Here is a 26,227-nt window from a genome sequence, read left to right on the forward strand (position 1 = left end):
TACGTCAATCAGTCGCCCGTCCGGTGGCCGCCCGAGTCGTCCCCGGCCGGAGCCGCGGCCGGGACCTCGGAGGGGTCAGCGTCGGACGGCATGACGATGTGCCGGAGTTCGACGAAGGCCACGAACGACAGGCCGACGACGGCGGCTCCCGCGACCAGCAGCGGCACGCGCAGGCCGAACACCTGGGCCACCGCGCCGCCCACCAGCGAGCCGAGCGCGGTGCCTCCCCAGGCGATGACCCGGTAGGAACTGATCACCCGGCCGAACAGGTGCTGGGGGATGTACGCCTGGCGGAAGGTGACGGTGACCACGTTCCACACCCCGCTGGCCAGGCCCGCGAGGGAGAATCCCGCGAGGGCGACCCACAGGTTCGAGACCGTGCCGATGGCCAGGTAGCCGAGGCCGAAGACGGCCAGGGACGCGACGAGGGCGTAGCCGCCGGGGATCAGCCGGGTCACGCGGGGGGCGACCAGCGAGCCGAGGATGGACCCGACCGCGCTCGACGTCATCAGGAGGCCGAAGCCGGCGGTGCCGAGGCCGAGTTCCTCCAGGGAGAACAGGACGAGGACCGCGTAGACGCCGCCGTCCACGATCATCCAGGCGCCCAGGATGAGGGCCATGGTGCGGATGGGACGTTCGTTCCAGAGCCAGCGCAGTCCGCTGCGGACGGCGTCCATCATGCCTTCGGGTTCCGCTTCGGCGGCCGCGTGGCGTTCGAGGACACCGGGGGGAAGCCGGATGGCGGCGACCAGGACGGCGGCCAGGAGGAAGCTGGCCGAGTCGAGCAGGAAGGGCAGGGTCGCGGCGACGGCGAACAGCAGACTGCCCAGCGGGGGTCCGACGAACTCGCTGCCGGTCAACTGCAGTGACTGGAAGCGGCTGTTGGCGGTGACGAGCTTGTGCTGGGGCACCACCGCGGGCAGCAGTGCCTGGGAGGCGGGGTCGAAGAGGGTTTCGCCGACGCCCAGGAGGAAGGCGATCACGGCGACGAGCAGGAGCCACTTCCATGACTCGGGCGAGGCGATCGCGATGACGGCGAGCACCAGGACGAGGACGGCGCGCGCTCCGTCCACGTACACCATCGTCCGGCGGCGGTCCCAGCGGTCGACGAGCACGCCGCTGAAGAGGGCGACCGTGAGCCAGGGCAGCCAGCCCGCGAAATTGACGATGCTGACCAGAAACGCGTTGTGGGTGAACTCGGCGGCGAGCAGGGGGACGGCCGTCGCGCGGACGCCGTCACCCAGGGTGGATATCGCCGCGGCCGTCAGAAGTGCGTAAAAGGGGCGGCCGAGCCCCTTCTCCGATGCCATACGCGTTACTCGCCCGTGCCGGGGACCAGGGTCGGCCGCCGGGCTGAACGAGGGGCATCAGTGCGGGAGAAACCAGCGAATAAGAGGGTGAATTCCACTGCCCCGTTCCCTGCTTTACGGTGGAGAGAGACCACGGGCGAAACTCCTCGGACGTAGCGTTCGTCGAATCGAGGGCGCGAGTGCTTGGCAGGAGAAACTGTGTTAACAGTAGCGCGCGGGAATCCCTCCGCGCTACCTCCGTCACCGCCCTTATCAAGCCTGTGTGACATTCCCCGGCTACCGCTGCCGCTGGAGCCCGGCGCCCGAAGTCGCCGCCGTCGCGAGGCCTCTGATGGTCTGGTGCTCGAAGGCGTCGGTCAGGGTCAGGCCGATGCCCTGGTCGTCGGCCGCGGCGATCATCTGCATGCAGAGCAGCGAATCACCCCCCAGGTCGAAGAAGTTGTCGGTGCAGCCGACGGTCTCCACGCCGAGGACGCGCCGCCAGATGCCGACGAGGGTCTCCTCGAGACCGGACTCCGGCGCGACGTGCTCGGCCGTCGGCCGGTCGGCGGGAGGCTCCGGCAGGGCCCGCAGGTCCGTCTTGCCCTGCACGGTCCTCGGGATGCGGTCCAGCGGTACGAACACCGCGGGGACCATGTAGTTGGGCAGGACGCGGAGGAGGGCGTCCCGGATCGCGGCGACGGTGGGCGCCTGCCCGTCCCAGCCGAGGAGGTACGCCACCAGGCGGCGCTGGCCGCGGTCGTCGTCGCGGACCACGACCACCGCGTCCCTGGCCACGTCGGTCTCGCGCAGCGCCTTCTCCACCTCGGTCGGCTCGATGCGGTAGCCGCGGATCTTGATCTGGTCGTCGCCCCGGCCGAGGAACTCGAGGCGTCCGTCGGGCAGCCAGCGGGCGCGGTCTCCCGTGCGGTAGGCCCGCTCCCCCGGGCGCGGCGCGAAGGGGTCGGGCACGAAGCGTTCGGCCGTCCAGCCCGGGCGGCCCGCGTAGCCCCGGGCGACGGCCACGCCGCCGATGAGGAGCTCGCCGGGGACGCCCACCGGCAGCGCGCGCAGGGCCTCGTCGACCACGTACACCCGTACGTTCGGCAGGGGCCGTCCGATCGGGGGCCTGCGGCCGGAGACGAGGTCGTCGGGGTCAAGGTCGGTCGCGGTGGCGACGCCGGTGGTCTCGGTGGGTCCGTAGCCGTTGCGCAGCCGCACCTCTCCCCCGGTCACCCGGTGCCAGGCGGCCGCGGCGACCGCGCTGACCGCCTCGCCGCCCACCGGGACCAGGCGCACGGACGGCGGGAGCGGCTGCCCGGCCGCGTCCAGGTGCCGGACGACCTCACTCCAGAAGGCGGTGGGCAGGCCCATGACGGTGACGGCGGCCTCGTCGACCTGCCGCAGGAACGTCCGGGGCTCGGCCGGTTCGACGCCGAGGACGAGCGTGGCGCCGCGGGCCAGCGTCACGAAGATCTCCTCCGCGTGGGTGTCGAACGCGAAGGACGCCAGCTGCAGGACGCGGTCGGCGGGGGTGACGCCGAAGTCGTCGGCGGTGGCCTCGACGAAGTTCACCAGGGAGCGGTGGGCGATGCCGACGCCGCGGGGGGTGCCGGTGGAGCCGGAGGTGTACAGGATGTGGCACAACGCCCCGTCGTGGCGGGGCACATCGAGATCGTCGGCGCTGTGCCTGGTCCAGGCCTCGTCGTCCAGGCTGACCCACACCGCGGTGTCGGGCACGGGCAGCGGCGCCTCGCCCGGCGCCCGCCCCACGACGGCGCTCACCGCGGCGTCCGTGGCGAGCCAGGCCAGGCGCTGCTGGGGCAGCGAGGGGTCGAGGGGGACGTAGGCGGCCCCGGCCTTGAGGACGCCGAGAAGGGCGAGGACGAGTTCGGGCGAGCGGCGCAGGCAGACGCCGACGGAGTGCTCCGCGCCGACTCCGCGCGCCCGCAGTTCCCGGGCGAGCTGGTTGGCCCACGCGTTGAGCTCGGCGTAGGTCACGCGCCGGGCGCCGCTCTCCAGGGCGATGGCGTCGGGGGTGCGGGCGGCCTGGGCCTCGAACAGGTCCACCATGGTGCGGCCTTCGGGGCGCGTGGCGGTGGGGCCGCTGAAGCGGGCGAGGGCCTGGTCCACCGTGGCGTCGCGCAGGGCGATGGCGGAGACCGGGCCTTCGGGTCCGAGCGCGCACATCTGCGCGAGGATGCCGCAGTAGTGGGTGGCCATCCGTTCGATGGTGGAGCGGTCGAACAGTTCCGTGCTGAAGTCCCAGATCATGCGGATGCTGTCGGGTTCGTCGGTGGGCGGTCCGAGGATGCGCCGCCGGGTGGAGGGGATGACGACGATGTCGAGGTCGACCTTGGCCGCGCCCGCGTTGAGGCCTTCGTGGACGTCGATGGTCAGGGCGTCGTCGTCGACGCGTGTCATGGGCAGGTCGTGGAAGCTGAACAGCACCGGTGTCAGGGGGTTGATGGACAGGGTCCGGCCGATCCGCAGGTCGCGGACCACGTCGCTGAAGGGGATGTCCTGGTTGTCGAGGGCGTCGCAGAGCACGGTGTGCGTGCGCTGCAGGAGGGTTTCGACCGTCGGGTCGTCCGCCAGGGGGATGCGCAGGGTGACCGTGCTGACCAGCATCCCGATCATGCGCTGTGCGCTGGGGTGGGAGCGGTTGGCGACGCCGCTGCCGATGAGCAGGTCGGTCTCGTCGCTGTAGCGCCGGAGCAGGACGGCGAGGGCGGCGAGCATATAGCCGAACAGCGTGACCTGCCGGTCCTTGGCCGCCTCCCGTACGCGGCGGGCGAGTTCGGGGTCCATCACGAAGTCGTGGGTGCTGCCGTGGAAGCGCTGGACGGCCGGGCGGGGCCGGTCGAGCGGCAGGGTGAGCGTGCCGGGCAGGTCGCTGAGCTGCTTGCGCCAGTACTCGAGGCCCTCGGGCAGCCGCTCCGCAAGCTCCAGGCGGTCCTCCTCGGCGTAGCTCCAGTACTGCGCGCTCGGCGGCGGCAGCGGGTCGGGCTGCCCGTGGCTGTACGCGTGGTAGAGGCGGACGAATTCGTCGGCGAAGATGACGAAGGAGCCGCCGTCGTGGATGAGGTGGTGCTCGCTCTGCAGGAGGCGGTGTTCGTCCTCGGCCACCTCGAAGAGGGTCCATCGGATGAGCGGGAGCCGGGTGGGGTCGAACGGCCTGGTGACGACCTCGCGCACGGCCAGGTCGTAGGCGTCCTGCCGCTCCGCCTCGGTCAGCGCGGTCACGGAGCGGACCTCGATGTCCGCGGGGACGGGCGCGTGGACGCGCTGGTAGGCGCGGCCCTGGTCGGTGGCGAAGGTGGTGCGCAGGACGGAGTGACGGCGGATCAGTTCGTCCAGGGTCCGCCGCAGCGCGTCGCGGTCGAGCCGCCCGCGCAGGGTGAGCCAGGCCTGGAACATATAGGCGGGCTGGCCTTCGAGTTGGGTCAGGAACCACATCCCTTGCTGTACGCCGGTGAGTGGAGCCACGTGCTCCACCGGAGCCTCCGGGTGGGGGTCTACGGCCATGGGTCAGCACCTCTTTCACAGTCCGGTCGCACGAGGCGGCTGGTGTCGGCGCCGTCGCCCGGGGCGGGGCAGCGCTCGGCGCCCGCTCGGCCGCCCGGGGTGGCCCGGGCGGCGGCGGTGGGTGTTCTCAGAGGGCGCCGACCTGGGTCAGCGCCGCCGGGCCTTGGCCCTGGCCTCGCGTCGGTGTTCCTCCCAGCGGCGGTTCTCCTCGTGCTGGAGGCGGACGTCCTGCCGGGCCCGCGCCACCAGGAGTTCGCGCTGGAGCTTGCGCCAGCTCCGCAGGCGCTCGGCGGTGATCGTGCCGTCGTCCACGCCCTCGAGGACCGCGCACCGCGGCTCGGAGGTGTGGGTGCAGTCCCGGAAGCGGCACTCTTCGGCGAGGGCCGCGACGTCGGCGAAGGCGTCGTCGAGCCCCTGGTCGTCCCAGAGTTGCAGTTCCCGCAGGCCGGGGGTGTCGATGAGGAGGCCGCCGCCGGGCAGGAGCAGCAGTTCGCGGTGGCTCGTGGTGTGCCGGCCCTCGTCGCCGCCCGCGCGGGTGGGCGCGGCGGCCATCACCTCGCGCCCCACGAAGCGGTTGACGAGGGTGGACTTGCCCACGCCGGAGGAGCCGAGGAGCACCGCCGTGGTGCCGGGCTCGATGCGCGCCCGCAGTTCCTCGCAGCCGAGGCCGGTGTGGGAGCTGATGACGTGGACGGGGACGCCGACGGCGACCTCTTCGACCTCGGCGAGCATCTCGCTCACGTCGTCGAAGCGGTCCGCCTTGGTCAGTACGATCTCGGGCGCGGCCCCGCTGGACCAGACGGCGACCAGATACCGCTCCAGGCGCCTGGGTTCGAGGTCGGGGCCGAGGGACGTGACGACGAAGGCCACGTCCACGTTGCTGGCCAGGGTCTGGGCGGTGGTCGCGCGGCCCGCGGCGTTGCGCACGATGGCGGAGGTGCGGTCGAGGACCTGGCGCACCAGGCCTTCGGACAGGCCGACCCAGTCGCCGACCGCGGCCTCCACGCCGTCGGAGAGCAGCCGCCGCGGCAGGCGCGTGCGGATCGTGCCGTCCTCCGTCACCACGTCGAAGGCGCCGGAGTGCACGGCGACCACGCGGCCGGGCTCGAGTTCCTCGTTGAGTTCGCCGGCCCGCGACGGCTGCCAGCCGTAATCGATCAGCGTTCCTGATAACACAGCTCTTACCTTCGCTTGTGCAGGCGGATGAGGGCCCGCGTGGTGGCCATGGCTCGGGGGTGGGGTTTTAGGTCAGATTTTATGGGGCTCATCGGAACGACGACAAGGGTGCGTACTGTCCGTCAATTTTCCGCCATCCGAAGACGGACCACGGCGTTTCTTTTCCACCTGCATGTACCGGGCGGGCACGCCACGGCACATACGCTCCGAAGGAAATGGCTGACACTCTGTCTGCCTATTTCCGGTGCGCGCGGAGATGATGGCTGAGGCCTCTCCGATGCACGGAAATCACCAACATGGGGAGGGGCACGGGAATCGGGGCGTGGGAAAGGGGCGGACGCCGGGGGTGGAAAGCGCGTACAGGAAGCTCGATCGCGGTCGAACAGAAAGCGAAGGACATGACGACTCACATCCCGACGTCCGACGAGCGGCACGGCCAGGCGCGACCCGGGGCGGCGGCCGCACGGACTCCTCCCGCGATGCTGCGTTCGCTGGCCTTTCTGGTCTCCCCGCCGGAGGCGACGGGCGCCGTCGTGGTGCCGCACGCCTTCGGCGGTGTCTCGCTGTTCGCGCGGGCCCTGGTCGGCCGGCTGCCGCGGTCGGCCGCCCTGCTCACGCTGCAGGCGCACGGCTTGTCCGGCGGCGAGCCCGACCGGTCGCTCCCGGACATGGCCTCCCGGTACGTCGAGGAGCTCAACGCGGCCGGGCCGCCGCGGCCGACGCTCGCCCTCGGCTTCTGCATGGGGTACGGCATCGCGTTGGCCATGGCCTCCAGCGCCCCGGAGCGCTTCGCCTCGCTGGTCCTCATCGACCCAGGACCGGACGAGCCGAGCGGCGACGACAACGTCGCCCTCTTCGCCTTCGACCAGATCCCGGAGCAGCACCGGCCGCCGTGGCCGGTGTTCCGCCGGGCGGACCGGGCGACACGCCTCGCCTGGCTCACCGACGTCTTCCGCCGCAAGGGCGTCGGCGAGGCCGCGGCGGCGCGGATCGTGCACGGGATGTACCGCGTGTGGGAGGCCAACGCCGGGTGCGCGCCGCTGCGCGACGCCGATGTGGTGCCCGCGGAGACCCGAGTCGTCCTGCTGACCGAGGACCCCGAGGGGCTGCGCGACCGGCTGCGGTGGACGCGGCCGGTGCGGGTGGAGCGCATGCGGCCGCGGCGCGGTCCGCGCTTCACCGACCTGGACCTGGACGCCGTCTCCCGGGTCGTCGGCGAACTGGTGACGTGAGTCCACGGCCCGCGCCGCCTTCCTGTCCGGTGTCACGGGTCGAGCAGTTCTCCCCCGACCAGGGTCTCGGCGAAGGAGAAGCGGTAGCCGCCGAGCACCTCCCGGGGGGCGAACGCCTCCAGGTCGCCGACCGGGGAGTCGAACAGGGCGAGTTCGGCGTCCCCCGACCACACGTCGGCGTAGGTCTGGTTGGTGCTGCCGCCCGTCACCAGCTCCGTAAGCCCGGGCCGGTCCGGGGTCCAGGCGGGGAAGCGCCGGGTGTGCACCATCGGGTACGTCATCAGGGCGGGCGGTTCGGCGGGGCGGTCGAGGACCACGCGGGCCTCGGCCAGCCTGCGGTGCCCGGCCGCCAGCGTGCCCGCGAAGGAGGTGCCCGCCTCGACCGCCGCGCCCGCCCTGCCGATGCCGAAGCTGCGGGTCATCGCGATGTCCCCGAGCTTCTTGGGGTAGCCCTGGATGAGGCCGCGGACCAGGGAGAAGTCGGTGTCCACCCAGGCGAGGGCGCAGCGCGACGCGGGCCTGCCGCGCCAGGTGCAGGCGAGCATGAGGGAGAACTCACGGTGCTGCGCCCGTACCGGGTCGTCGAGTTCGGCGCCGTCGTCGCAGCAGGACTGCCAGTCGCCGAAGACGGCCGCGGCCGTGCCGTCGATCTCTCCCTGCCTCAGGGCCGGGGGCAGAAACGCCCGCACGGCCTCCGGGTCGGTCCTGAACTCGACGAAGAAGACCTCTCCGGAGAAGTGCCAGGGCGGTGGCGGGACCAGTGAGGACCGGCCGTCGGGCGACAGGGGCAGGGTGTAGCCCGAAGGACCGTCGGCCGCGGGGGCGAGCGTCGTCGGGGGCGCCGCGGCGCGGCGGTCCGCCGCGGCCGTGGTCTCCTGCCCGTTCGGTGCGATGGTCATGGGTTCCTTCCGGATGCCTCGGTGAGGGCCAGGGCGAGGGCCTGGCCCGCGGTGGCGAGCGTGGGGGCGGGGTGCATCGAGTAGGAGACGCGGACGGCCTGGCCGCCGTCGCCGGGGCGGGCCCGGCACAGCGAGCCGTGCAGGACCTGGGTGCCGCGCCGGGCCGCGTGCTTCTCGACGGCGTCGGCCAGGACGCCGCCGGTGAGCCGCAGCCACACGAAGAAGCCGCCGTCGGGGCGCTCCCAGCGGACGTCGGCCCCGCGCGCCGGGGCCAGCGAGCGCAGCAGGGCGTCCCGTCGCTGTCGGTACTGAACGCGCAGGTGCTGGAGGTGGGCGGGGAACTCGGGTGACGACAGGAGCGAGGCCGCCGTGAGCGCGCCGACGTGGGCCATGCCGCCGCCGCTAGCGAACAGCGGGGCCCGTTCGAGGCGGGCCGTCAGCGCGGCGCCGCCGACGACGCAGCCCACCCGCAGTCCCGGCGCGAGGACCTTGGACAGCGTCCGGACGCCGATCACCTGCCCTGGCGCGCCCAGCGCGGTCAGCGACGGCGGCGGCGGATCTCCGAGGTGCAGCTCCCGGTAGGGGTCGTCCTCGACGATGGTGACGCCGAGGTCCGCGCACGCCTCGACGACGGCCGACCGCTGGTCCTTCGTCCAGATCCGCCCGGTCGGGTTGTGGAAGGTGGGCTGGAGGTAGACGAAGGCGATCCGCTCCCCCGCGCGGCGCAGCGAGCGGATCGCCCCGGTCAGCTCCGCCGCGGTGGGTACGCAGTCGTCCGTGCCGACGGGCGAGGGCCGCAGCCGGTGCCGCCGGAAGAGGTCGAGCGCCAGGTTGTAGCTGGCGCGCTGCACGAGGACGAGGTCGTCCGGCGCGCCGAGTTCCTCGCACAGCAGGGCGAGGGCGTGGCTGGCGCCCGCGGTGACGAAGACGTCCCGGGCGTCCCAGTGGCCGCCCTCGGCGGCGGCCGTCCAGGCCGCGAGGGCCGCCCTCGCGGGGAGTGGCCCCGCGTTGGCGCCGTAGGCAAGGGCGGCGGGGCCGTACCGGTCGAGCGCCGCGGCCTGGTGCCGCGCCACCAGGTCCACGGGGAGCAGCGCGGGGGCGGGCTGGCCGACGCGGAGGTCGAGCCCGTCGTGCGGCTCGACCTGAACGACGCCCGGCGCGGTGCCGGGCGCGCACGTCGTCCGTCGATGCGGGGCGGCCACGGCTTCAGTCAAGGACGCGCATCCGCTGCCGCTGCCCCGACCAGACGTCGGCCATGCGGTGCAGCGCGTCGGCGAGGGTGTGGGGGTCGCGGGCCAGGGCGATGCGCACCTGGTCCGTGCCTCCGGACGGGTCGGCCCAGTAGAACTGTCCGGCGGGCAGCACGTGCACTCCGCGCTCCTTCAGGGCGCGCCGGGCGGACAGGCTCTTGTCCGCGGACGGCAGGCGCAGTCGGCACACGCTGACCCGTGAGTCCGGGTCGAGCAGGGTGACGCCGTCGAGGTCGGTGACGGTCTCCGCGACCAACCGCCGGTTGGTGTAGATCAGTTCGTGCAACTGGGACATGCCGTCGGCGGCGTAGTCCTTGGACAACTCCTCGACCAGGCGCAGGACCAGCGGGGATACGCTCAGGAGCACCTCGCTCATGATCTTCTTGAGGGGTCGTTCCATGCGGGCGCTGACCGCGAGGAAACCCAGTTTGAGTTCGAGCATCGGCCAGAGCTTCCCGGTGTCCTCCAGGAGGATGTAGTCCGTGCCCGCGGCCTCCAGGATCCGGTACATGTCGTACTGCGTGCGCTGATCGAACCCGCGGAAGGAGGTGTCGACGCAGAGCAGCACCTCCCGCTCGGCGCTCCAGCGGGCCAGTTCGGTCATGGCGGCCTCGTCGAGCCGCCAGCCGGTCGGGTTGTTGGGGACGGTCAGGTACAGGCAGGTCACGTCGGTGGCGATCGCGCGGTCCCAGTCGCCTTCGGTGAGGACGGGCTCGGCGATGGGGAGCAGGTCCACGTGGCCGCGCAGGAGGTCGGCGATGCTGTCGAACGTCGGGTGGATCAGGGCGACGCGTCCTGACCTGCGCTGGAGCAGCCGGCCGACGGCCATGGTCGCCACCGAGGAGGAGTAGACGCTCAGGACCCGGCCCGCCGCGACGGGTGCCCGGTCCTGGTGCAGGGCGGAGAGGAAGGCGGTCTGCGCCCTGTGCTCGAGCTCCTCGAACGGCGCCTCCCTGACGTCGGCGAACCACTGCGGGATGCGCTCGACGAGCGCGTTCTGCGACGGCGTCGGGGCTTGCCTGGCATGGCCGTCGGACAGGTTGATGGGGGCGTCGAGGGCTTGCTGTTCGAGCTCCGTGAGGTTCAGCACGAAGCACCGACTCCGCGAACACCGGAAACAGACGACGGGCTGTACATAGACGTGTCCTCTCCACAGCGGGGGTGAACGGCCTCAGGGACGCAAGGCGCGTCGAACGGGCAGGCGGCGGCAACGGCCTGCCGCTCAAGGGGAGTTCTCAGGCACGCGCGACTGGAGGAGCCTCATGCGGCGGGGGCGGAGGCGGAGGCGGTGAATGCGCTGAGCTCAGGCGCTCAGGCGCGCAGAGGTTCAGGCGGGATGGCGTTCGGACATGCTGGTGGTGCGTTTCTCGCGGGCGGCGCGGTGTTCGGAGACGTACCGCGCGATGTCGCGCAGGGTGGTGTCCGGGTCGAGCAGCATCGACGTACGGAGGCGGACTCCCAGCTCCTCCTTGACCCGGCCGATGATGCGCATGACGGCGAGCGAGTGGCCGCCGACCCGCAGCAGGGAGTCGTCCAGGGCGAGGGTGTCGACTCCCAGGACGTCACGGCACATGGCGATCAGCTGATCCCCCGCGTCCGTCGCGCCCGTCGCGTCGTCCTGCCGCTCCGCCGCGCCCGTACCGCTGGCCTGTGTGTCCGGCGTACCGGAACGGCTCTGGATCTGTCGGCTCAAGGCACCGCGGTCCACCTTCCCGTTGGGGTTCAGGGGGAAGGAGTCGAGCACCAGCGTGCGATGGGGGATCATGTACGCGGGCAGGGCTTCGGCGAGCAGCGCGCGCAGGGCCTCCGCGTCGACGGTGTCGGCCGCGGCGCCGGTGCGGGGCCGTACGCAGGCGACGAGTGCGCGCACGCCGTCCTGTTCTTCCTGCAGGACCGCGGCGTCACCGACGTCCGGCCGCTGTTCGATGACCGCCTCGATCTCGGCGAGTTCGACGCGGTAGCCGCTGACCTTCACCTGGTGGTCGGCCCGGCCCACGAAGGCGAGGGTCCCGTCGGCGAGACGCCGCACCAGGTCACCCGTGCGGTACAGGCGTCGCCCCGGCACCTGGGTGAAGGGGTCGGGCACGAAGCGCGAGGCTGTTTCGGCGGGCCGTTCGGCGTATCCGCGCGCCACGAAGGCGCCGCCGATGAAGAGTTCACCGGTGCCGGTCCCTGCCACCGGTCGCAAGCGCCCGTCCAGGACGTGGAGTTCGTAGCCCCGCAGCGGTGAGCCGATGGAGACGGTGTCGTCCGTGGCGGCGCAGGCGCGCACCTCGTGCCAGGACGCGAACGTCGCGGTCTCGGCCGGTCCGTACATATGGACCAGGCGTCGTGGCGGCTGGGCGGCGAGGACCTCGGCGACGCGGCGCGGATCGACCGCCTCGCCGCCGAACAGCACCGTGTCGACCTGCGCGAACAGCGCCGGGTCCTGCTCGACCAGGCGGTTGAACAGGGCGGTGACCACCAGCATGGTGGTGATGCCGCGCAGGTGGAGCGCCGAGCGCAGCCGCTCGGTGTCGAGCAGGTCCTGGCGGGCCACCTCCACCAGCGTGGCGCCGTTCAGGAGCGCTCCCCAGATCTCCCACGCGCAGACGTCGAAGGAGTGGCTGGCGGCCTGGGCGACCCGGCTGGTGCGGTCGATCGCCGCGTAGGGCTGTTGGCTGGTCAGGTTCACCACGGTGGCGTGCGTGAGGGCCACGCCGCGCGGGCCGCCGGTCGAGCCCGAGGTGAAGACGACGTAGGCGAGGGCGTCCGGCTCCGCGAGGTGCACGGCCCGCACCGGGGCGGGCTCGTGCGCCATGGCCTCGTCGATGTCCAGGAGGCGGCACTCCACGTCGCCGTACCCGGCCCCGGTGCCGGCGTCGACGAGGACGACCTCGGCGCCGGAATCGCTGATCATCGCGGCTCGGCGGGCCGTGGGATAGTCCGCGTCCAGCGGAACGTAGCCGCCGCCGGCCATCAGGGCCCCGAGGGCGCCGATGACCATCCGTTCCGTGCCGGTCACGGAGATGCCGACGGCGTCCTCGGGGCGGACGCCTGATGCCGTCAGTGCCGCGGCCACGGCACGTGCTCGCTGGTCGAGGTCCCGGTAGGTGAGGAGGTGTCCCCGCGCGGTGATCAGCGCGGCGTCATGCGGAGTCTCCCGCACCCGGCGGAGGAAAGTAGAGGTGATCGACGGTCGAGTGGGCTCGGAGGGGTCGTCGGTATGCGAGGACCCCACAGTTGCGGTCGGCTGTCGCATTGTTCGATGGTCGCTTGGTGTGGCCACGTATAACAGCACTCTTTGCGCCGAGATCGAAGCCCCGAACGGAACGCCTGATGCACAGGAGGAATACGGAGTGCTACGACGATAATGCGCCACACCGTGACTCCTGATCCGTCCTGACTTCGGATAACGTCCCTCCTCAACCGGTTGTAGGCACCAGCGACCTCTCGCGGATCATGGCCAAGGAGGCGTCACTTTCAACTTTCGGTTCACAGGGCGATCAGTCCGGCATCCGTCGGCTGAAATCCGCAGGCGTCGAAGTAGAAGGTCCGGTGCTCCGGGTCGAAGTCGACGTGCAGCCACTCGCATCCGGCGGCCCGGGACCCGCGCACCGCCTCCGCGACGAGGCTGGTGCCGACCCCCCTGCGCTGGACCTCCTTGTCGACCAAGGTGTCCAGGACGAACGCGTGCACGCCGCCGTCCCAGGCGACGTTGACGAAGCCGACGAGGCGCCCCTCTTCCCTGGCGACGACCCATCCGAGGCTGTGCCGCTGTACCTGCGTCCACCAGCTGATGGACAGGGCGGAGTGCCCGAACCCTTGACTGTGCAGCGCGTTGAGGGTGTCATCGTCGAAGTCGCCGCGCCACTCGTATGTGATGTGCATGCACCGATACTAGTGGCCTTCGCATGGCCTCCGACGCGGCCAACACGCTTGCGGGGCAAGGGAGTACGCACAGCGGCGCCACCCCCGCACCCGGCCGCCGGACGCGGCACGGACCGAAGCCCTCTGAGGCGACTTCCCGACCGAGTCAGCCGATACGGAATCAGCCGATCGTGCGACGGATCACGCCGTCCGCGCCAGCGCGGAGCGTGCCGCCACAGGAGAACCGAGCACATCTAGGGCAACACCTTTCCGTCCCCCGGCCTCCCTCAGGGGGCCACGTCGCGCAAAGGGGTGTCACCAGCCGATGTCTTCGACTGCCACCGCACCACCTTCTCCGCGGGCGCCCTTCCGCCCCGCGCACCGAATTCCCTCGCCGCCCACCCCGTTCCCGTACCGCGCCGAACGGGCCGCCGCCGCCCTGGCGTGCGAGGACCGGCGCGGCCATGCCTGACACATCGTCAGCCACGGGCGGGCCGCTCACGGGCCCGCTCCTGCCGGAGCAAGCACGGTTCCTCGAACGCGACCTGCCCAACCCGCACCACTGGAACGTCAGTCAGTTGTACGCGGTGCCACCGGAGCTGGGCATCGAGCGCATCCGTGCGGCGGTCCGCGGCATTGTGGCGCGCAATGACGTGCTGCGCCTTCGCATGGACGCGAACGGGGACGGGTACGGCCTGCTGCCGCCCGACGAGCGGTTCGACGCCACGGCCCGCGACACCGAGGCGCTCACCCCCGCGGAGCTGACCGCGTTCGTCACGGCCGACGCGGAGAAGCTGCACCAGGAATTCGCCCTGGACCAGGGGCCCTTGATCCGCTGCGTCCACTATCCGCACCCGGTCGCGCCCCGGCTGCTGCTCCTGTGCCACCACTTCGTCGTGGACCAGGTGGGGTGGCTGCTCCTCCAGGCCCAACTGGACGCCGGGCTGCGCGGGGCGGAGGTCACACCCCCGGCCGTCTCCTACCTCGACGCCACCCGGTGGCTCGCCGACCGGGCGCGCTCGGCGGAACTGGCCGCCGACGCCGACGTCTGGGAAGAGCTCGTGGCCGCCGGCGAGCCTCCGGAGCCGGGCCCCGGGGGCGGCCCCAACAGCGTCGGCCTGACCCAGCTGACCTGCGCCCGCCTTCCGGCCGCGGACGTGCGGAGCCTGCTCGATCCGCTGGGCGCGGGCAACCGGGTCACCATCAACGCCGTCGCCGTCGTCTCCGTGATCAACGCGCTTTTCCCTGGCCGGGACGACGTGCGGGCGACCGTCAATCTCATCGGCAGCGGGCGGCGCGGCATCCCGGGCATGCCGAACCTGTCGCGCACCATCGGCGACTTCACCTGCCTGTATCCCGTGACGGTGCGCCTCGCGACGGCCGCACCCGTCGTCGACCAGCTGCACGAGGCGCAACGGCATCTGGACCGGGTGCCGTCGGCCGGGATCAGCTTCGGGCTGCTGAAGTACCTCGGGGAGCCCGGGGTGCGGGAGCGGCTCGGCCGGCTCCCCATCGGGGACATCACCGCCAACTACGTGGGGCGCAGGCTGCCTTCGCGGCTGACCGTGCTGCGGGAGGTGCCCGAGCCCTCCGGTGACGACCTGCCGCTGGGCGGCGAGCGGGACAACCTGCACGAGGTGGACTTCGTGCTCGACTCGGGGTCGCTGGAGATCCGCTGGTACACCAGCGGCGGGTGCTATCCGGAGGAACGGGTCGAGAGCTATCTGGCGCGCGCCCTGGGCACGCTGACGGGGCCCGACGGGCCGAACGCCGTTCGCGACGAGGGCGGCGTACCGGCCGAAGAGCGGGAAGGAGCCCGGCATGGGTGACACGACCACCAGCGACACCGTGGTCAGCGAGGTCCGCGCGTACGTCGTGGCCGTGACCGAGGGGCGCCTCGACCACGCCGACGTGGACGCGGACAGCCTGCTGTGGTCCCACGACGGGGACCGGGCCCTCGGGCTCGACTCCGTGGAGATCATCGCCCTGATCTACAAGCTCGAAGAAGTGAGCGGCGGCCCGCTGCCCACGCAGTTCGAGCTCATGACGTCGGTCAGCGTGCGGGACGTGGCGCTCCTCCTCGCCGAGACCCGCGGGTAGCTCCCTCGGCGCGCGGCTCCTGGCCGGGCCCGGTGGATCCGGGCCCGGCCAGGGCGTTCAGAGGGAGCGCAGGACGTGCTCCGCCACGTACCGGCTGAGGGCGAGCGTGGTCAGCGACGGGTTGGCGGCACCGGCGCGCGGGAAGAGCGAGGGCCCGGCGACGTACAGCGGTCCGAGGTCGCGCGCCCGTCCCGTCGCGTCGACGACAGGACCGCCCAGGGGCAGGGAGCACGACTCGTGGTCGAGGCCGCCGAGGGGGGCGTGGTACGGGACGGCCCGCCCCGGGACCCGCCGCGCGCGGTCCACGGCCTCGTCGAAGCCGAGGTCGTCCCCGACGGGCACGGGGCCGGGGCCGTGCGCCACGCCCAGGGCGTCGGCGAGCGCGTGCAGGAGCGTTCCCTGCCGCTTGAGCACCTCAAGGTCGTCGACGCTGTGGCCCGCCTCGCAGCGGGCGCCGCCCCCCTCGTCGAATCCGAACCGGCTTGCTGAGGACGGGCGTTGCTCCCCCATGGCCCACACGTCGAGGAGCGTGTCACCGTTGGCGCCGGTCGTCTCCACCATCACGTTGGAGCGGGCGTCGGTGTCGCGGACGGCGAGCACGGAGGCGTCGACAGGACCGTCGCCGGGCACCGCGGCGACCCACCCCCGTACGAGGTGGTCGACGATGGCGAACGAGGCGGGCACCGCCACGCCCGCGCGGCGGCCCGCGCGGGTGAGGAGGCGGGCGTTGTGCACGGTGCCCGCGCACAGCACGACGGCGCGGGCCCGGATGCTCTCGGCGCCCTCTCCCTGGGCCGCGCGCACCTCGACGGTGCCGTCCGGCGCGGGCACCACCTCCTCGACGGGCCAAGGGGCGCGCACGGAGGCGGCGGGGACGCCCGCCACCGGGGAGTACGCCTCCCACAGGCACGCGGCGTGCGCGTCCTCGCCGAGCACGCGCACGGCTCTCGGGGTCACGGTGGCGTCGCCGTATCCCCGGGCCCGTACGGTGTCGAGCAGGGCGGACTCGCGGGCGTCGCGCGGTGTGAGCAGACAGCGGCCGGTCCACCGCTCAAGGTCCGCCCACACCTGGCCGTAGAGTCCTTCGCCCGTCGGGGTGCCGAGCCGTCGCCGGACTTCGGCGGGCCAGTCGGCGAGGGCGTAGGGCTCGACGGGCAGACAGATCCCGCGCCAGTACAGGGACCGGCCGCCCACGCGTCCGCGCAGCCCGCAGTGGCCGTCGTAGTGCGGCCCGGCGGCCTCGGCGAAGAAGGGGACGAAGTCCTCGTCGGCGCCGGGCTCCGCGAGGCCGGCCGTCTCGGGGTCGGCCGCGACGTGGCGGCGGCCGGAGTCCGGGCCCGCCTCCAGGACGACGACGGGGACTTTGGCGCGGGCCAGTTCGGCGGCGACCGCGGCCCCGCTCATGCCGCTGCCCACCACGGCCACGGGGATGTCCTTCACGTTGTCCTCCTCGTCGGTTCCGCTCGGTCGGCAGGCGGGGCTCCGGGAGCGGGCGCCGTCATCGCACCGCGTCCTCGGAGCCGTGGAGCAGCTTGCGCAGTTCCTCGACGACCCGGTGGGAGGCGTAGCCGTCACCGAAGGGGCAGAGCAGCCCGGCCAGGCGCAGGCGCCGTTGCTCCGCGGTGGAGAGCCAGTGCCGGATCGTGTCCCCGAGGCCGTCGCCGGGCGGCACCAGGGCGCCGAAGGTGCCCTGGATCTCGGGCCGTTCGGTGCTCTGGCGGACCACGATGATGGGCCGCTTGAGGATGCTGGCCTCTTCTTGCAGGCCGCCGGAGTCCGAGACGATCAGGGCGGCTCCCGAGGCCAGGGCCAGGAACTCGGGGTAGTCGAGCGGGTCGGCGGTCCGCAGGGGGGCGAGCAGGGGGCCGAGGCCGAAGCGGACGATGCTGGACCGGGTCCGCGGATGCACCACGAACAGGACGGGCATGGGGGCCCGGCCCAGTTCGGTGAGCAGGGTCCGCAGCATCTCGGGGGCGTCGACGTTCTCGGGCCGGTGCAGGGTCACCAGGACGTACTGGTTCTCCTTGACGGCGTGCGCGCGCTGCAGGGCCTCGCGGGCGGCGGTGTCGGGGAGGACCTTGGCGACGGCCTCGACGACGGTGTTGCCGGTGACCGCGATCCGGTCCTTGGCGATGCCCTCGGCCAGCAGGTTGTCCTTGCTGACCGAGGTCGGCGCGCAGCACAGGTCCGAGAGGTGGTCGATGAGGACGCGGTTGTGCTCCTCGGGCATGCGCCGGTCGTAGCTGCGCAGGCCCGCCTCGACGTGCACCAGCGGATGTCCGCCCGCGTTCGCGGCGAGGGCGCCCGCGAGCGCGGAGGTGGTGTCGCCCTGGACCACCACGGCCCGCGGGCCCCAGCCGTCGAAGAAGCGGTCCAGGGCCGCGACGGCCGCGCCGAGCTGGCCGCCCCTGCTCTTGCCCCCGACGTCGAGGCGCAGGCGGTAGCGCCGGGTGCCCATGCTGAGGCTCACGCGGTCGGACATGGCCGCGTCGAAGTGCTGGCCCGTGTGCACGACGTGGGCGCGGCGGCCGAGGAGCTCTATCACCGGCGCCAGTTTGATGATCTCCGGGCGGGTGCCGAGCACGATGGCGATGCCGTCGTGCTCGGGCGGCGGGTGCGTCTCGCCGTCGCGGCCCGCGCTCGACGGCGCGGGGTCCGCCTCCACCGACCCGGACACCGGCCGTCCCAGGCCGTCGACCGGCGTCTGCGCCCTCATCCCGGCCCCGCCTCGGTCACGGCCCCGGTCAGCGCGCTCAGCGCCGCGGGGACGGCGGTGGCGAACCGCGCCGGATCGGTCAGATGCACCACGGACAGGCCGAAGTCGGCGACGGCGGCGGCGACTTCGGGGTTGTCGTCGACGAACACCGCTTCCTCGGGGCGGCAGCCGCAGGCCTGAAGGAGGCGGGTCATGTAGGTGCCGCTGGGTTTGACGGCCTGGAGCTTCCAGGAGGAGGCGAGCACGTCGAAGTACCCGAAGTGGCCATACGCCCGGTCCTTGGCCCGGTCCCACGCCTCGGCCTCGTTGTTGGCCAGGGCCAGGACGAGGCCGGGGTGGTCGGCGCGGATGCGGGCCAGGGTGTCGAACACCGGTCGGCTGGCGCGCACGCCCGCCAGGTACAGGGCCGTGACCCGCTCGCGGTCGAGGACCGGGGGGCCCGGCGCCCCGGCCGCCGCGAGCGCGTCGGCGAGCACGTCGAAGACACCGCGCGCGTTCGTCTCGTAGGCGGCGTCGCGCCGGTCGATCTCCTGGCGCAGCCGCTCGGCGTCGACGCCGTACCAGTCGGCGAGTTCGGGCAGGAAGTCGGAGTCCTCGGTGACGTTGTTGAACAGGACTCCGCCCGCGTCCACCAGCAGGGCCCCGCGCATCACAGCCACTCCAGGTTGTCTCGGGTCCAGTCGAGGTTGAGGCGCAGGCCGTCCGCCAGCGTGTGGCGCGGCTCCCAGCCGGTGGCCTTGCGCAGGGCGGTGGCGTCCGCCTGGAGTTTGTGGACCTCTCCGGGCCGGGCCGGGCCGTGCCGCAGCGGCGAGGCGGAGCCGGTGAGGGCGAGGACCTGCCGGGCCAGGTCGAGGACGCTGTGGTCGACTCCGGTCCCGATGTTGTACGGCGTGCCCTCGGGCGGCAGTTCCGCGAGGCGCAGGAACGCCTCGACGGTGTCGGCCACGTACGTCAGGTCGCGGGTCTGCGCCCCGTCGCCGTTGACCACCAGGGGCAGGCCGCGCAGCGCGCGGGCGAGGAAGAGCGGCACCACGTCGTAGACGTGCCGGGGCCCGTAGCAGTTGAAGGGGCGCACGATCGTCAGGGGCAGGCCGAACGCGTCGTGGTAGGAGCGGGCGAGGCGGTCGCAGGCGACCTTGGAGGCCGCGTAGGGGGTCGCGGGTTCCAGCGGGTCGCCTTCGGCGATCGGCCCGGGGTGGGTGCCGTAGACCTCGCTGGAGCTGGTGACCAGGACGTGGTCCGGGGCCGCCGTCCGGGCCGCCTCCAGGACGTGCAGGGTGGAGGCGATGTTGGTCTGCACCACGGTGGCGGGCTGGGTCAGGGAGGCGGGTACGTAGGCGTCGGCGGCGAGGTGGAACCAGGTGCGGGTGCCGGACGCGGCCAGGGCCGCCACCGCGTCAGGCCCGGCGAGGTCGACGTGGAGCAGGGCGTGCAGGCCCGCCACGGTCCGTGTCGACAGGTTGCGGAAGCGGGCGGTGACCTGGGAGCGGGAGGTCCTGCGCACCACGGCGGTGACGCGGGCGCCGCGGTCGACGAGCGCGTCGGTGAGGTGGGAGCCGACGAACCCGTCCGCTCCGGTGACGAGGACGGGGTGGTTGTTCCAATCCATGGCGACCGCCCTCACAGCGCTTGGGGGTGCGAGTGCGACAGGGCCGGGGGTGGCGCGGTCGCGGGGCCTGGGGGCGCCGCGGCGGGCACGTCCGGTGCGGGGACGCGTTCCAGTGCCTCGCGCAGGCGCGTGGTCAGGAAGGCCAGTTCGTCGGCGGAGGCCGTCAGCGGGGGCGCGACGATGAGTCCTTCGCCGCCGCCGTCGTGCCGGTAGCCGTTGAAGGGGTACAGCAGCAGGTCCCGCGCGCGGGTGGCGCGCATGGCCTCGCCCAGGGTGCCCGGGGCCAGCTCGATCCCGTAGAAGTGGCCGCGGCCGCGGACGTCGGTGACGGCGGGCAGCCCGGCCAGGGAGCGGCGCAGGTCCGTGCCGAGGCGGGCGCCGAGGCCCTGGGCGTCGGTGAGCGCGCCGGTGTCCTCCAGGACGTCGAGGACGGCGAGGCCGACGGCGGCCTGGAGCGGCGTCGCGGACATCGTGCCCATCATGGGCACCGGCGCTCCCCCGGCCAGGATCAGCTCGGCGAGGTGAGGGGCCACCAGGACCGCGGAGACGGGCAGATATCCGGCGCCGAGCCCTTTGGAGAGCACGGTGATGTCGGCCGTGGCGTGGGGCCAGTGGTCGGCGGCGAGCGGGCGCCCGGTCCTGCCCAGGCCGGTGAGCACCTCGTCGTGGACGGTGAGCGCTCCCTGCTCGGCGCTCAGGTTCCGCAGCCGGGACAGATAGCCGTCGGGGGGCGTGTGCGCGCCGCCCGTGGTGCCGTTGACCGGCTCGACGAGGACGGCGGCGACACTCTCGGGGTCCGGGAGCAGGGCGTCGCGGACGGCGTCGGCGCAGTCGGCGCGGCAGCGCGTGTGGCGGCAGCCGCGGTGCAGCCCGGGGTAGGGCGGGTCGAAGGCGGGGGCCAGGCCCATCGCGTCGTCGGGGTGCGGGCGGCGCCGGTGGTGCCCGGACAGGGCCAGGGTCAGGGCGCTGTTGCCGTGGTAGCTGACCGTGGCGGTGAGGACGCGGTGGCGGCGGTGGCCGCCTCGGGCCCGCTGGGCGAGGCGCGCCAGGGAGAGGGCCATTTCGACGGCGGCGGTCCCGGTGGACGTGAACACGACGCGGTCGTCGGGGCGTCCCGCGAGCCGGGCGAGCCGTCGGGCCAGGCGCTCTTGGAGGGCGGGGCGGAGCGCTCCGGGTGAGGCGAAGGCCCCGGTCGTGGCCTGTTCGGTCAGGGCGCGGACCACGTGCGGGTGGCCGTGGCCGATGTTCACGCAGACCAGGCCGCTGGCGGCGTCGAGGAGGCGGCGGCCGTCGGTCAGGTGGAGCCAGGAGCCTTCGGCGCGGTCGAAGGGCAGCGGCGGCACCGACTGGCGTGCGGCGAGCAGGTGGGGCCGGTCGCGGGTCTCGTCGCCGCATGCCTGGGGCGTGGGTCCTGCCGGGCGCGTGGCCGGGTCGGGGCCTGCCGTGGAAAGGGGATTCGTCACACGAGCTCCTGCCAGTGCATCGAGGGGCGGGGGTGGGCGGCGAGCCTGAGGGCCTGCGCGGCGAACATCGACGCCCAGGTGTTGAGGTGCCGCTCAGGGGCGCCGGGCCGGTAGGGAAGGGCGGCCTGGCCGTCGGCGACGTGCCGCAGGTCGGCGCTGAGGAGCGCGGCCTGGGCGGCGGTGTCCACGTCCGGCAGGCGGTGCAGCAGGGCGAGGCGGAGGGCCTGGGCGAAGACGTCCGACTGCCGTGCGCCGGACGCCGCCGGGGCGGGGGCGTCCCGGGCCAGGTCGACGAAGCCGGGGAACCCTCCGGTGGGCAGCCGCTGCCGCCACACCCAGGCCGTCAGCGCGCGGGAGCGGTCCAGGGCGCGGGTGTCTCCGGTGCGGCCGCTCCACATCCACAGTCCCTCGGCGGCGTAGCACAGGGCGTGCAGGCTGATGAGGGTGCTGCCCGGCTGGGTGGGCGGCGGGAACGCGTGCGGCTCCCGCCAGGTGTGGGTCTCCGCGACGAGCGAGGCGGCCAGGTCCTCGGCTCCGGGAAGTCCTTGGTCCGCCGCGGCCAGCAGCGCTTGTACGGCTTTCAGGAGGTGGACGCGGCCGCGGGTGGACCATGCGGCGGGCAGGGGGCCCGGTGCGGTGCCGGGCAGGACGGGGGGCAGGGAGCCGTGTTCGGCGGCCGCGCGCACCAGGACCGCGGCGTACGTCAGCCCGGCGTCCACCAGGCGGGGTGCCGCCGAGACCCGGCCGAGGCGCAGCAGGCCGTGGGCGATCATCGCGAGGTCGAAGGTGTAGACGGCGCCCTCGGTCTTCTCCGGGCGCGCCGAGAAGTCTCCGGACGCGGCACGGGCCGCGAGCCAGTCGGCGGCGGCGTCGGCGCGGCCGGCCGCGGTGGGGTCGGCCGCGGTGGGGTCAGCCGCGGTGGGGTCAGCCGCGGTGGGGTCAGCCGCGGTGGGGTCAGCCGCGGTGGGGTCGAGGCCCGCGAGGAAGGTGAGGATGTAGCCGGTGATCTCGGGGTACGGTGCGGAGAGTTCCCCGGTCTCCTCGTCGCGCCAGCCGCAGAACGCGCCCAAGGGGTGCTGTGCGGAGCCGGACGCCAGCCACCGGCTCAGGTCGTCGGCGGCTCTCGCGCTCGCGGCGTGGGAGACGTCGGTGGACGGGGTGCGGATGCTCATCTGTGGCCGAACCTCCTCAGAACGAGGCGGGCGGGGGCCGCGGTGGGGTTCCGCCCGCTGGGGTCAGGCGCGCTCGAGCGTCGTCAGGCGCCGCCGAGCAGGGACGCGTAGGCGCTGATGTGGTTGCGTACGACCGCGTCGATCGAGAACCGGTCCAGGGCCTGTGTGCGGGCTCGTTCGACGAGCGCGGTGGTGTCGGTGTCGACGACGGTGCGCATCGCCTCCGCGAGCGCGGCCACGTCGCCGGGGCGGTACAGGAGTCCGGTCCGCTCGTGCGTCACCACCTCGTCGTGTCCTTCCACGTCCGTGGTGATGACGGGGCGGCTGCTCGCCATGGCCTCGTTCAGGGCGATGCCCCAGCCCTCGTGCGAGGAGGGCAGGACGACGGCGTCGGACGCCGCGTACAGGGCGGGCATGTCCTGCCAGCTCAGGCCCTCCTCCCAGATCACGTGCCGCTCCACGCCCAGGTCTTCGGCCTGCGCGACGAGGCCGTCGACGTAGCCGGAGTTCGAGCGGCCGGTGGGCGCCGTCAGGACGAGGCGGGCCCGGGGGTGGGTGGTGCGCAGCGCGGCGAGCGCGGCGATGGCGTCCTCGATGCGCTTGCGCGGTACGGGCCGGGCCGGGACGAGGAAGACCGGCTCGTCGTCGAGGCCGTGCTCCGCCCGCCACCGGGCGCGGGCTTCGGGCAGGGACCCGAAGGCGGTGAGGTCGGTGCCGAACTCCACGACCGTCGCCCGTTCGGTGAAGCCCGCCTCGCGGTACCAGCGTTCGTAGGCCCGTGATCCGCACAGCAGCAGGTCGGGCCGGAGGTTGTCGACGAGGCCGCGCTGGAGCGCTCGTTCCAGTGGGTAGTTGGCCCACAGGTCGAAGACGCGTACGCCGGGGACGAACGTCTCGAAGAGGGAGACGACGAGCTTGCCGCGGACGCTGGGCCGCAGCCAGCTGGTGAGCAGCGCGGGCACGTAGTTGAACACATGGACGATGTCGGCGTCGGCGTCGGTAAGTTCGGCGTGCAGCTGCTCGACGGCGTCCTTGCAGTCGAGGCGCTGGCAGGCGTCGACGAGGCCGGTCACCTCGGTGACCGTGACCTTTCCGGTGCGGTAGAGGTCCCGTTCGGCGCCCGCGGGGGCCGCTTCCGTCACGACGGTCACGTCGTGGCCCGCGTGGGCGAGGCCTTCGGCGAGCTGGTGCACATGGGTCTCGCCCCCGCCGACGACCGGGGGGTACTTCTCGGCGATCAGGGAAATCCTCATGGCGTCTCCCGTAGTGCCTTGGCGAGGGCGGTCGTGGCGAGGCCGAGGTCGAGTCCGGGCGGGCAGCCGATGAGCAGTCCGCGTGCGGCCAGGTCGTGCGCGTGGGCGTACGGCTGGTGCACCACGTGCTCCAGGGCGTCGAAGCAGGGCTGTTCGGGCTGCGAGGCGCCGAGGAAGCCGCGCGGTTCGACGGAGTGGGCGGCCAGGACGTCGGCGATCTCCGCCAGGTGCGGTCCCGGCGGCGCGAGCAGCGGGACCGCGAAAGGGGACGCGCCCGGTGCGGTGGGGTCGCCGAGGACCTGCCAGCGGGGGAAGTCGGCGACGACCGCGCACAGGGCCCGGGCCGCGGCCCGGCGCTCCTTCGCCATCTCCGGCTCGCGCGTCAGCTGGACGAGCCCGAACGCCGCCTGAAAGTCCGTCAGCTTGGCGTTGTAGCCGATCCGCAGGTGGATGTAGCGCTCCTCGCTGCCCACCCTGCGTCCGGCCACCGGATAGCGCATGCGTCCGCCGCTGTAGGAGAAGTCGCGGCCGAACGCGCGCAGGCTGCGCAGGAGTTCCGCGTCGTCGGGGTCGTCGCAGGCGACGACCCCGCCCTCGCCCATGGTGAGGTGGTGGCCCGCGTAGAAGCTGAAGGTGGCCATCGACCCGGCGCTGCCCACGCGGGCCTGTCCGGCGTCGAGGGCGCCCAGTGATTCGCAGCAGTCCTCGATGAGGGCGGTGCCGCCGTCCTGGACGAGGTCGCGCAGCCGTGCGGAGTCCAGTGCCTGTCCGAGGGCGTGGGGCAGCAGCGCCGCTTTCGCCCCGTGCCGCTCGATGGCCTCGGCCACCAGGGAGAGGTCGATGTTGACGCCGCCTGGCTCGGTGTCCACGAAGACCGGGACCAGGCCGAGTTGGACCACGGGGGTGATCGCGCTGACGAAGGTGGCGCCGGAGACCACCACCCGGTCGCCGGGGCGCAGCCCGTGGCGTTCGGCCACCGCGGCGAGGGCCAGCAGGTTGGCGGTGCTGCCCGAGGTGACCGCCACGGCGTGGCCGAAGCCGAAGCGCTCGGCGAAGGCGGCCTCGAACTCGGCGGTCGTGCGCCCTGTCGCCAGGTCTCCCGACCGCAGGGCCGCGGTCACGGCGGACACTTCGCGCTCGTCGTGCCGTGGCCGCCCGAAGGGCAGGTCCCAGGCACGGGTGTTGACCTCGACGGGACGTCTGTCGTTCCTCACGGATGAGTTCCTCACGGATGAGGCGTGCCGCTCCAGCGGCTCGCTCATGGTCAGGCTCCCTTCGGCTGACGGAGCAGGTGACTGGCGTGAAGCGGGTACGGGTACGGGTACGGGGGCACCCCTGTTACCGGTGGGGCGTGGCGGGGTGCCGAGAGAGGTCGGAGACCGGGGGAGAGCGCGAAGCCGCCCGCGTCCTTCACGGGATCAGACGCGGCCGTGCACGGGCCCATGGGGCGGCGGCGCGCATTCTTGAGGGCAGAGAGGCGAGTGAGCCCTGTTCACAAGGAGGCCGACTTTGACCAGAGGTGACAATGAAAGACTGACATGCTCACGAGAGACCGGTCAACGAAGTCGTTGGCTATGGAAGCTTTTTGAACCCGTGGAGAAGTCCGCCCATGGGACGTTTGACGCTGGTCGTTCCGGGTAGCTCTTGAGGTCCATCAAGCACTTCAGCCCCGTACGCCACTTCCGTCACACAGACCACAGGCGCGTGGCGTCCCGACGGGCGCAACCTCGTCCTGTTCTCACCCTTCTGTCTGCGGTTTCGCCACGATGAGCGCTCGCATGGCGAGGCGCACCGCCCGGGGCCGGGCGGATGGCCGCCGCCGGGTCTGGTGCGCCTCTCGGGTGCGCTTCTCGGGTGCGCTTCTCAGGTGCGCCTGTCAGCGGCCGAGGGCCCGCTTGAGTTCCTGCTTGTTCATGGACGAGCGGCCTTCGATGTTCTTCCTCCTGGCCTCCTCGTACAGCTGATCGCGCGTGGGCCCCTGAGCTCCGCTGTGCGACCGTTCGCCGCCGCGCTGGGACGCGGACTTCGGGTCACGCGTCGACGTCCGGCTGGCGGTCCTGGACTCGCCCGCACGCGCGCGTTCCTTGTTGACGGTCCGGGCGGCGATCTCCTTCGCGCGCTCGGGCGACTCTCCGCGGCTCAGCGCGCTTTCCTTGATGTGCTCGTACTGACGCTCGCGCTTCTTACTGGATCCGGCGGGCATGCGACGGCCCTCTCGTCCTCGTCGGGTTCGTTTCCTGCGGACGGGTCCCCCCGCGTCGCGCGGCTATCCCAGACCGCCGCCGCCGAAGCTGCTGCCGCGGCCTTTCCTGTGGTCGTCCGGGTTCTGGGAGGGGCTCAGGTGCGTGCTCGTCTGGCCGTACCCCTCTTTGAGCTCGTGCGGTGTGAGCCAGCCGCCGTCATGGGGGACTTCGTCCGGCTCCCGGTACTCCCTGATTTCCCGCACAGGGCCGCCGTCGGGGAGGTGCGGCTGCTCTTCGGGACGTGGCCGACTGGGTTCGCGCTCCTGAACGCGGCGGCCCCAGATGAACGCGCCGATGAGAACGCCGACCACGGCAAGACCGGCGATCCACATCAGCAGCGCGGCGCTGGACGAGACAGCGAGTTCCCACTCCATGGTCTTCATATGAATGTTGTACCCGCCCTTACCCGAAAAATAGCCGGACCCATAAACCTCCCGAATGGCCCGCC

Annotated in this window: 21 protein-coding genes; 3 read left to right on the forward strand and 18 right to left on the reverse strand. The window is 72.8% G+C overall.

The genetic code is table 11. From position 1 onward, the window contains the following. Positions 1-8: 8 nt before the first annotated feature. The 3 genes from AC07A4_RS21745 to rsgA form a co-directional block, all read right to left on the reverse strand. Positions 9-1,310, reverse strand: a complete 1,302-nt coding sequence (locus tag AC07A4_RS21745; RefSeq protein ID WP_478601131.1) for an MFS transporter — start codon at positions 1,308-1,310, stop codon at positions 9-11. Positions 1,311-1,586: 276 nt separating this feature from the next. Then, on the reverse strand, positions 1,587-4,817 hold the full coding sequence (locus AC07A4_RS21750) for a non-ribosomal peptide synthetase (RefSeq protein WP_478601133.1): 3,231 nt from the start codon (positions 4,815-4,817) through the stop codon (positions 1,587-1,589). Between the two features lie 147 nt (positions 4,818-4,964). Next, positions 4,965-5,993, reverse strand: a complete 1,029-nt coding sequence (rsgA, locus tag AC07A4_RS21755) for a ribosome small subunit-dependent GTPase A (RefSeq protein ID WP_478601135.1) — start codon at positions 5,991-5,993, stop codon at positions 4,965-4,967. A 398-nt stretch (positions 5,994-6,391) separates the two neighbouring features. Here rsgA and AC07A4_RS21760 point away from each other — a divergent pair, with 398 nt between their 5' ends. Next, positions 6,392-7,225 carry an alpha/beta fold hydrolase gene (locus tag AC07A4_RS21760; protein ID WP_478601137.1) on the forward strand — a complete coding sequence of 278 codons (834 nt, stop codon included), beginning with the start codon at positions 6,392-6,394 and terminating at the stop codon, positions 7,223-7,225. A gap of 32 nt (positions 7,226-7,257) precedes the next feature. Here the strand turns inward: AC07A4_RS21760 and AC07A4_RS21765 are convergent, their stop codons facing one another. The 5 genes from AC07A4_RS21765 to AC07A4_RS21785 form a co-directional block, all read right to left on the reverse strand. Then, a complete protein-coding gene (locus AC07A4_RS21765; RefSeq protein WP_478601139.1) occupies positions 7,258-8,124 on the reverse strand; it encodes an acetoacetate decarboxylase family protein in 867 nt (288 codons plus the stop codon). After that, positions 8,121-9,338, reverse strand: a complete 1,218-nt coding sequence (locus AC07A4_RS21770; RefSeq protein ID WP_478601141.1) for an aminotransferase class I/II-fold pyridoxal phosphate-dependent enzyme — start codon at positions 9,336-9,338, stop codon at positions 8,121-8,123. Before AC07A4_RS21770 ends, AC07A4_RS21765 begins: the two co-directional genes overlap by 4 nt. Continuing rightward, complete coding sequence (locus tag AC07A4_RS21775) at positions 9,331-10,464, reverse strand: aminotransferase class I/II-fold pyridoxal phosphate-dependent enzyme (RefSeq protein ID WP_478601143.1); 1,134 nt, start codon at positions 10,462-10,464, stop codon at positions 9,331-9,333. Before AC07A4_RS21775 ends, AC07A4_RS21770 begins: the two co-directional genes overlap by 8 nt. A gap of 237 nt (positions 10,465-10,701) precedes the next feature. Then, positions 10,702-12,522 carry a non-ribosomal peptide synthetase gene (locus tag AC07A4_RS21780; RefSeq protein WP_478601145.1) on the reverse strand — a complete coding sequence of 607 codons (1,821 nt, stop codon included), beginning with the start codon at positions 12,520-12,522 and terminating at the stop codon, positions 10,702-10,704. 326 nt (positions 12,523-12,848) lie between these two features. After that, complete coding sequence (locus AC07A4_RS21785) at positions 12,849-13,244, reverse strand: GNAT family N-acetyltransferase (RefSeq protein ID WP_478601147.1); 396 nt, start codon at positions 13,242-13,244, stop codon at positions 12,849-12,851. Between the two features lie 443 nt (positions 13,245-13,687). Between AC07A4_RS21785 and AC07A4_RS21790 the strand changes: the two genes are divergently transcribed. Both AC07A4_RS21790 and AC07A4_RS21795 read left to right on the forward strand, forming a co-directional pair. After that, the gene (locus AC07A4_RS21790; protein WP_478601149.1) at positions 13,688-15,052 is read left to right on the forward strand and encodes a condensation domain-containing protein; all 1,365 of its coding nucleotides are present in this window, start codon (positions 13,688-13,690) and stop codon (positions 15,050-15,052) included. Beyond that, on the forward strand, positions 15,045-15,323 hold the full coding sequence (locus AC07A4_RS21795) for a hypothetical protein (protein WP_478601151.1): 279 nt from the start codon (positions 15,045-15,047) through the stop codon (positions 15,321-15,323). Before AC07A4_RS21790 ends, AC07A4_RS21795 begins: the two co-directional genes overlap by 8 nt. Positions 15,324-15,380: 57 nt before the next feature. Here the strand turns inward: AC07A4_RS21795 and AC07A4_RS21800 are convergent, their stop codons facing one another. The 10 genes from AC07A4_RS21800 to AC07A4_RS21845 form a co-directional block, all read right to left on the reverse strand. Further along, the gene (locus tag AC07A4_RS21800) at positions 15,381-16,763 is read right to left on the reverse strand and encodes a GMC oxidoreductase (RefSeq protein ID WP_478601153.1); all 1,383 of its coding nucleotides are present in this window, start codon (positions 16,761-16,763) and stop codon (positions 15,381-15,383) included. A gap of 58 nt (positions 16,764-16,821) precedes the next feature. Next, positions 16,822-18,039 carry a non-hydrolyzing UDP-N-acetylglucosamine 2-epimerase gene (gene wecB, locus AC07A4_RS21805; protein ID WP_478601155.1) on the reverse strand — a complete coding sequence of 406 codons (1,218 nt, stop codon included), beginning with the start codon at positions 18,037-18,039 and terminating at the stop codon, positions 16,822-16,824. Then, positions 18,036-18,689 (reverse strand): HAD family hydrolase, encoded by a 654-nt coding sequence (locus tag AC07A4_RS21810; RefSeq protein ID WP_478601157.1) that lies wholly within the window; start codon positions 18,687-18,689, stop codon positions 18,036-18,038. The genes wecB and AC07A4_RS21810 overlap by 4 nt, the downstream gene beginning before the upstream one ends. Beyond that, positions 18,689-19,648: an NAD-dependent epimerase/dehydratase family protein gene (locus AC07A4_RS21815; protein ID WP_478601159.1), complete on the reverse strand. Its 960-nt coding sequence runs from the start codon at positions 19,646-19,648 to the stop codon at positions 18,689-18,691. Before AC07A4_RS21815 ends, AC07A4_RS21810 begins: the two co-directional genes overlap by 1 nt. An 11-nt stretch (positions 19,649-19,659) precedes the next feature. Then, positions 19,660-21,111, reverse strand: a complete 1,452-nt coding sequence (locus AC07A4_RS21820; RefSeq protein ID WP_478601161.1) for a class-III pyridoxal-phosphate-dependent aminotransferase — start codon at positions 21,109-21,111, stop codon at positions 19,660-19,662. Then, a complete protein-coding gene (locus AC07A4_RS21825; protein ID WP_478601163.1) occupies positions 21,108-22,283 on the reverse strand; it encodes a hypothetical protein in 1,176 nt (391 codons plus the stop codon). The genes AC07A4_RS21820 and AC07A4_RS21825 overlap by 4 nt, the downstream gene beginning before the upstream one ends. Positions 22,284-22,366: 83 nt before the next feature. After that, positions 22,367-23,536, reverse strand: coding sequence for a glycosyltransferase family 4 protein (locus AC07A4_RS21830; RefSeq protein WP_478601165.1), 1,170 nt, complete (start codon positions 23,534-23,536; stop codon positions 22,367-22,369). Then, positions 23,533-24,750: a DegT/DnrJ/EryC1/StrS family aminotransferase gene (locus AC07A4_RS21835; protein WP_478601167.1), complete on the reverse strand. Its 1,218-nt coding sequence runs from the start codon at positions 24,748-24,750 to the stop codon at positions 23,533-23,535. The genes AC07A4_RS21830 and AC07A4_RS21835 overlap by 4 nt, the downstream gene beginning before the upstream one ends. A 662-nt stretch (positions 24,751-25,412) precedes the next feature. Then, entirely contained in the window at positions 25,413-25,739 is a 327-nt protein-coding gene (locus AC07A4_RS21840) for a plasmid stabilization protein (protein ID WP_478601169.1), read from the reverse strand. Positions 25,740-25,802: 63 nt separating this feature from the next. Next, entirely contained in the window at positions 25,803-26,162 is a 360-nt protein-coding gene (locus AC07A4_RS21845; RefSeq protein ID WP_478601171.1) for a DUF6479 family protein, read from the reverse strand. Positions 26,163-26,227: the final 65 nt, after the last annotated feature.

Source organism: Streptomyces sp. NPDC043996 (assembly GCF_056435225.1).

What these genes read in the sequence shown, in the direction of transcription:
- AC07A4_RS21745 (WP_478601131.1), bottom strand. Translation starts at nt 1,310, where the DNA reads ATGGCATCGGAGAAGGGGCTCGGCCGCCCCTTTTACGCACTTCTGACG.
- AC07A4_RS21785 (WP_478601147.1), bottom strand. Translation starts at nt 13,244, where the DNA reads ATGCACATCACATACGAGTGGCGCGGCGACTTCGACGATGACACCCTC.
- AC07A4_RS21815 (WP_478601159.1), bottom strand. Translation starts at nt 19,648, where the DNA reads ATGGATTGGAACAACCACCCCGTCCTCGTCACCGGAGCGGACGGGTTC.
- AC07A4_RS21760 (WP_478601137.1), top strand. Translation starts at nt 6,392, where the DNA reads ATGACGACTCACATCCCGACGTCCGACGAGCGGCACGGCCAGGCGCGA.
- wecB (WP_478601155.1), bottom strand. Translation starts at nt 18,039, where the DNA reads ATGAGGGCGCAGACGCCGGTCGACGGCCTGGGACGGCCGGTGTCCGGG.
- AC07A4_RS21845 (WP_478601171.1), bottom strand. Translation starts at nt 26,162, where the DNA reads ATGAAGACCATGGAGTGGGAACTCGCTGTCTCGTCCAGCGCCGCGCTG.
- AC07A4_RS21790 (WP_478601149.1), top strand. Translation starts at nt 13,688, where the DNA reads ATGCCTGACACATCGTCAGCCACGGGCGGGCCGCTCACGGGCCCGCTC.
- AC07A4_RS21825 (WP_478601163.1), bottom strand. Translation starts at nt 22,283, where the DNA reads ATGAGCATCCGCACCCCGTCCACCGACGTCTCCCACGCCGCGAGCGCG.
- AC07A4_RS21840 (WP_478601169.1), bottom strand. Translation starts at nt 25,739, where the DNA reads ATGCCCGCCGGATCCAGTAAGAAGCGCGAGCGTCAGTACGAGCACATC.
- AC07A4_RS21795 (WP_478601151.1), top strand. Translation starts at nt 15,045, where the DNA reads ATGGGTGACACGACCACCAGCGACACCGTGGTCAGCGAGGTCCGCGCG.
- AC07A4_RS21830 (WP_478601165.1), bottom strand. Translation starts at nt 23,536, where the DNA reads ATGAGGATTTCCCTGATCGCCGAGAAGTACCCCCCGGTCGTCGGCGGG.
- AC07A4_RS21750 (WP_478601133.1), bottom strand. Translation starts at nt 4,817, where the DNA reads ATGGCCGTAGACCCCCACCCGGAGGCTCCGGTGGAGCACGTGGCTCCA.
- AC07A4_RS21765 (WP_478601139.1), bottom strand. Translation starts at nt 8,124, where the DNA reads ATGACCATCGCACCGAACGGGCAGGAGACCACGGCCGCGGCGGACCGC.
- AC07A4_RS21810 (WP_478601157.1), bottom strand. Translation starts at nt 18,689, where the DNA reads ATGCGCGGGGCCCTGCTGGTGGACGCGGGCGGAGTCCTGTTCAACAAC.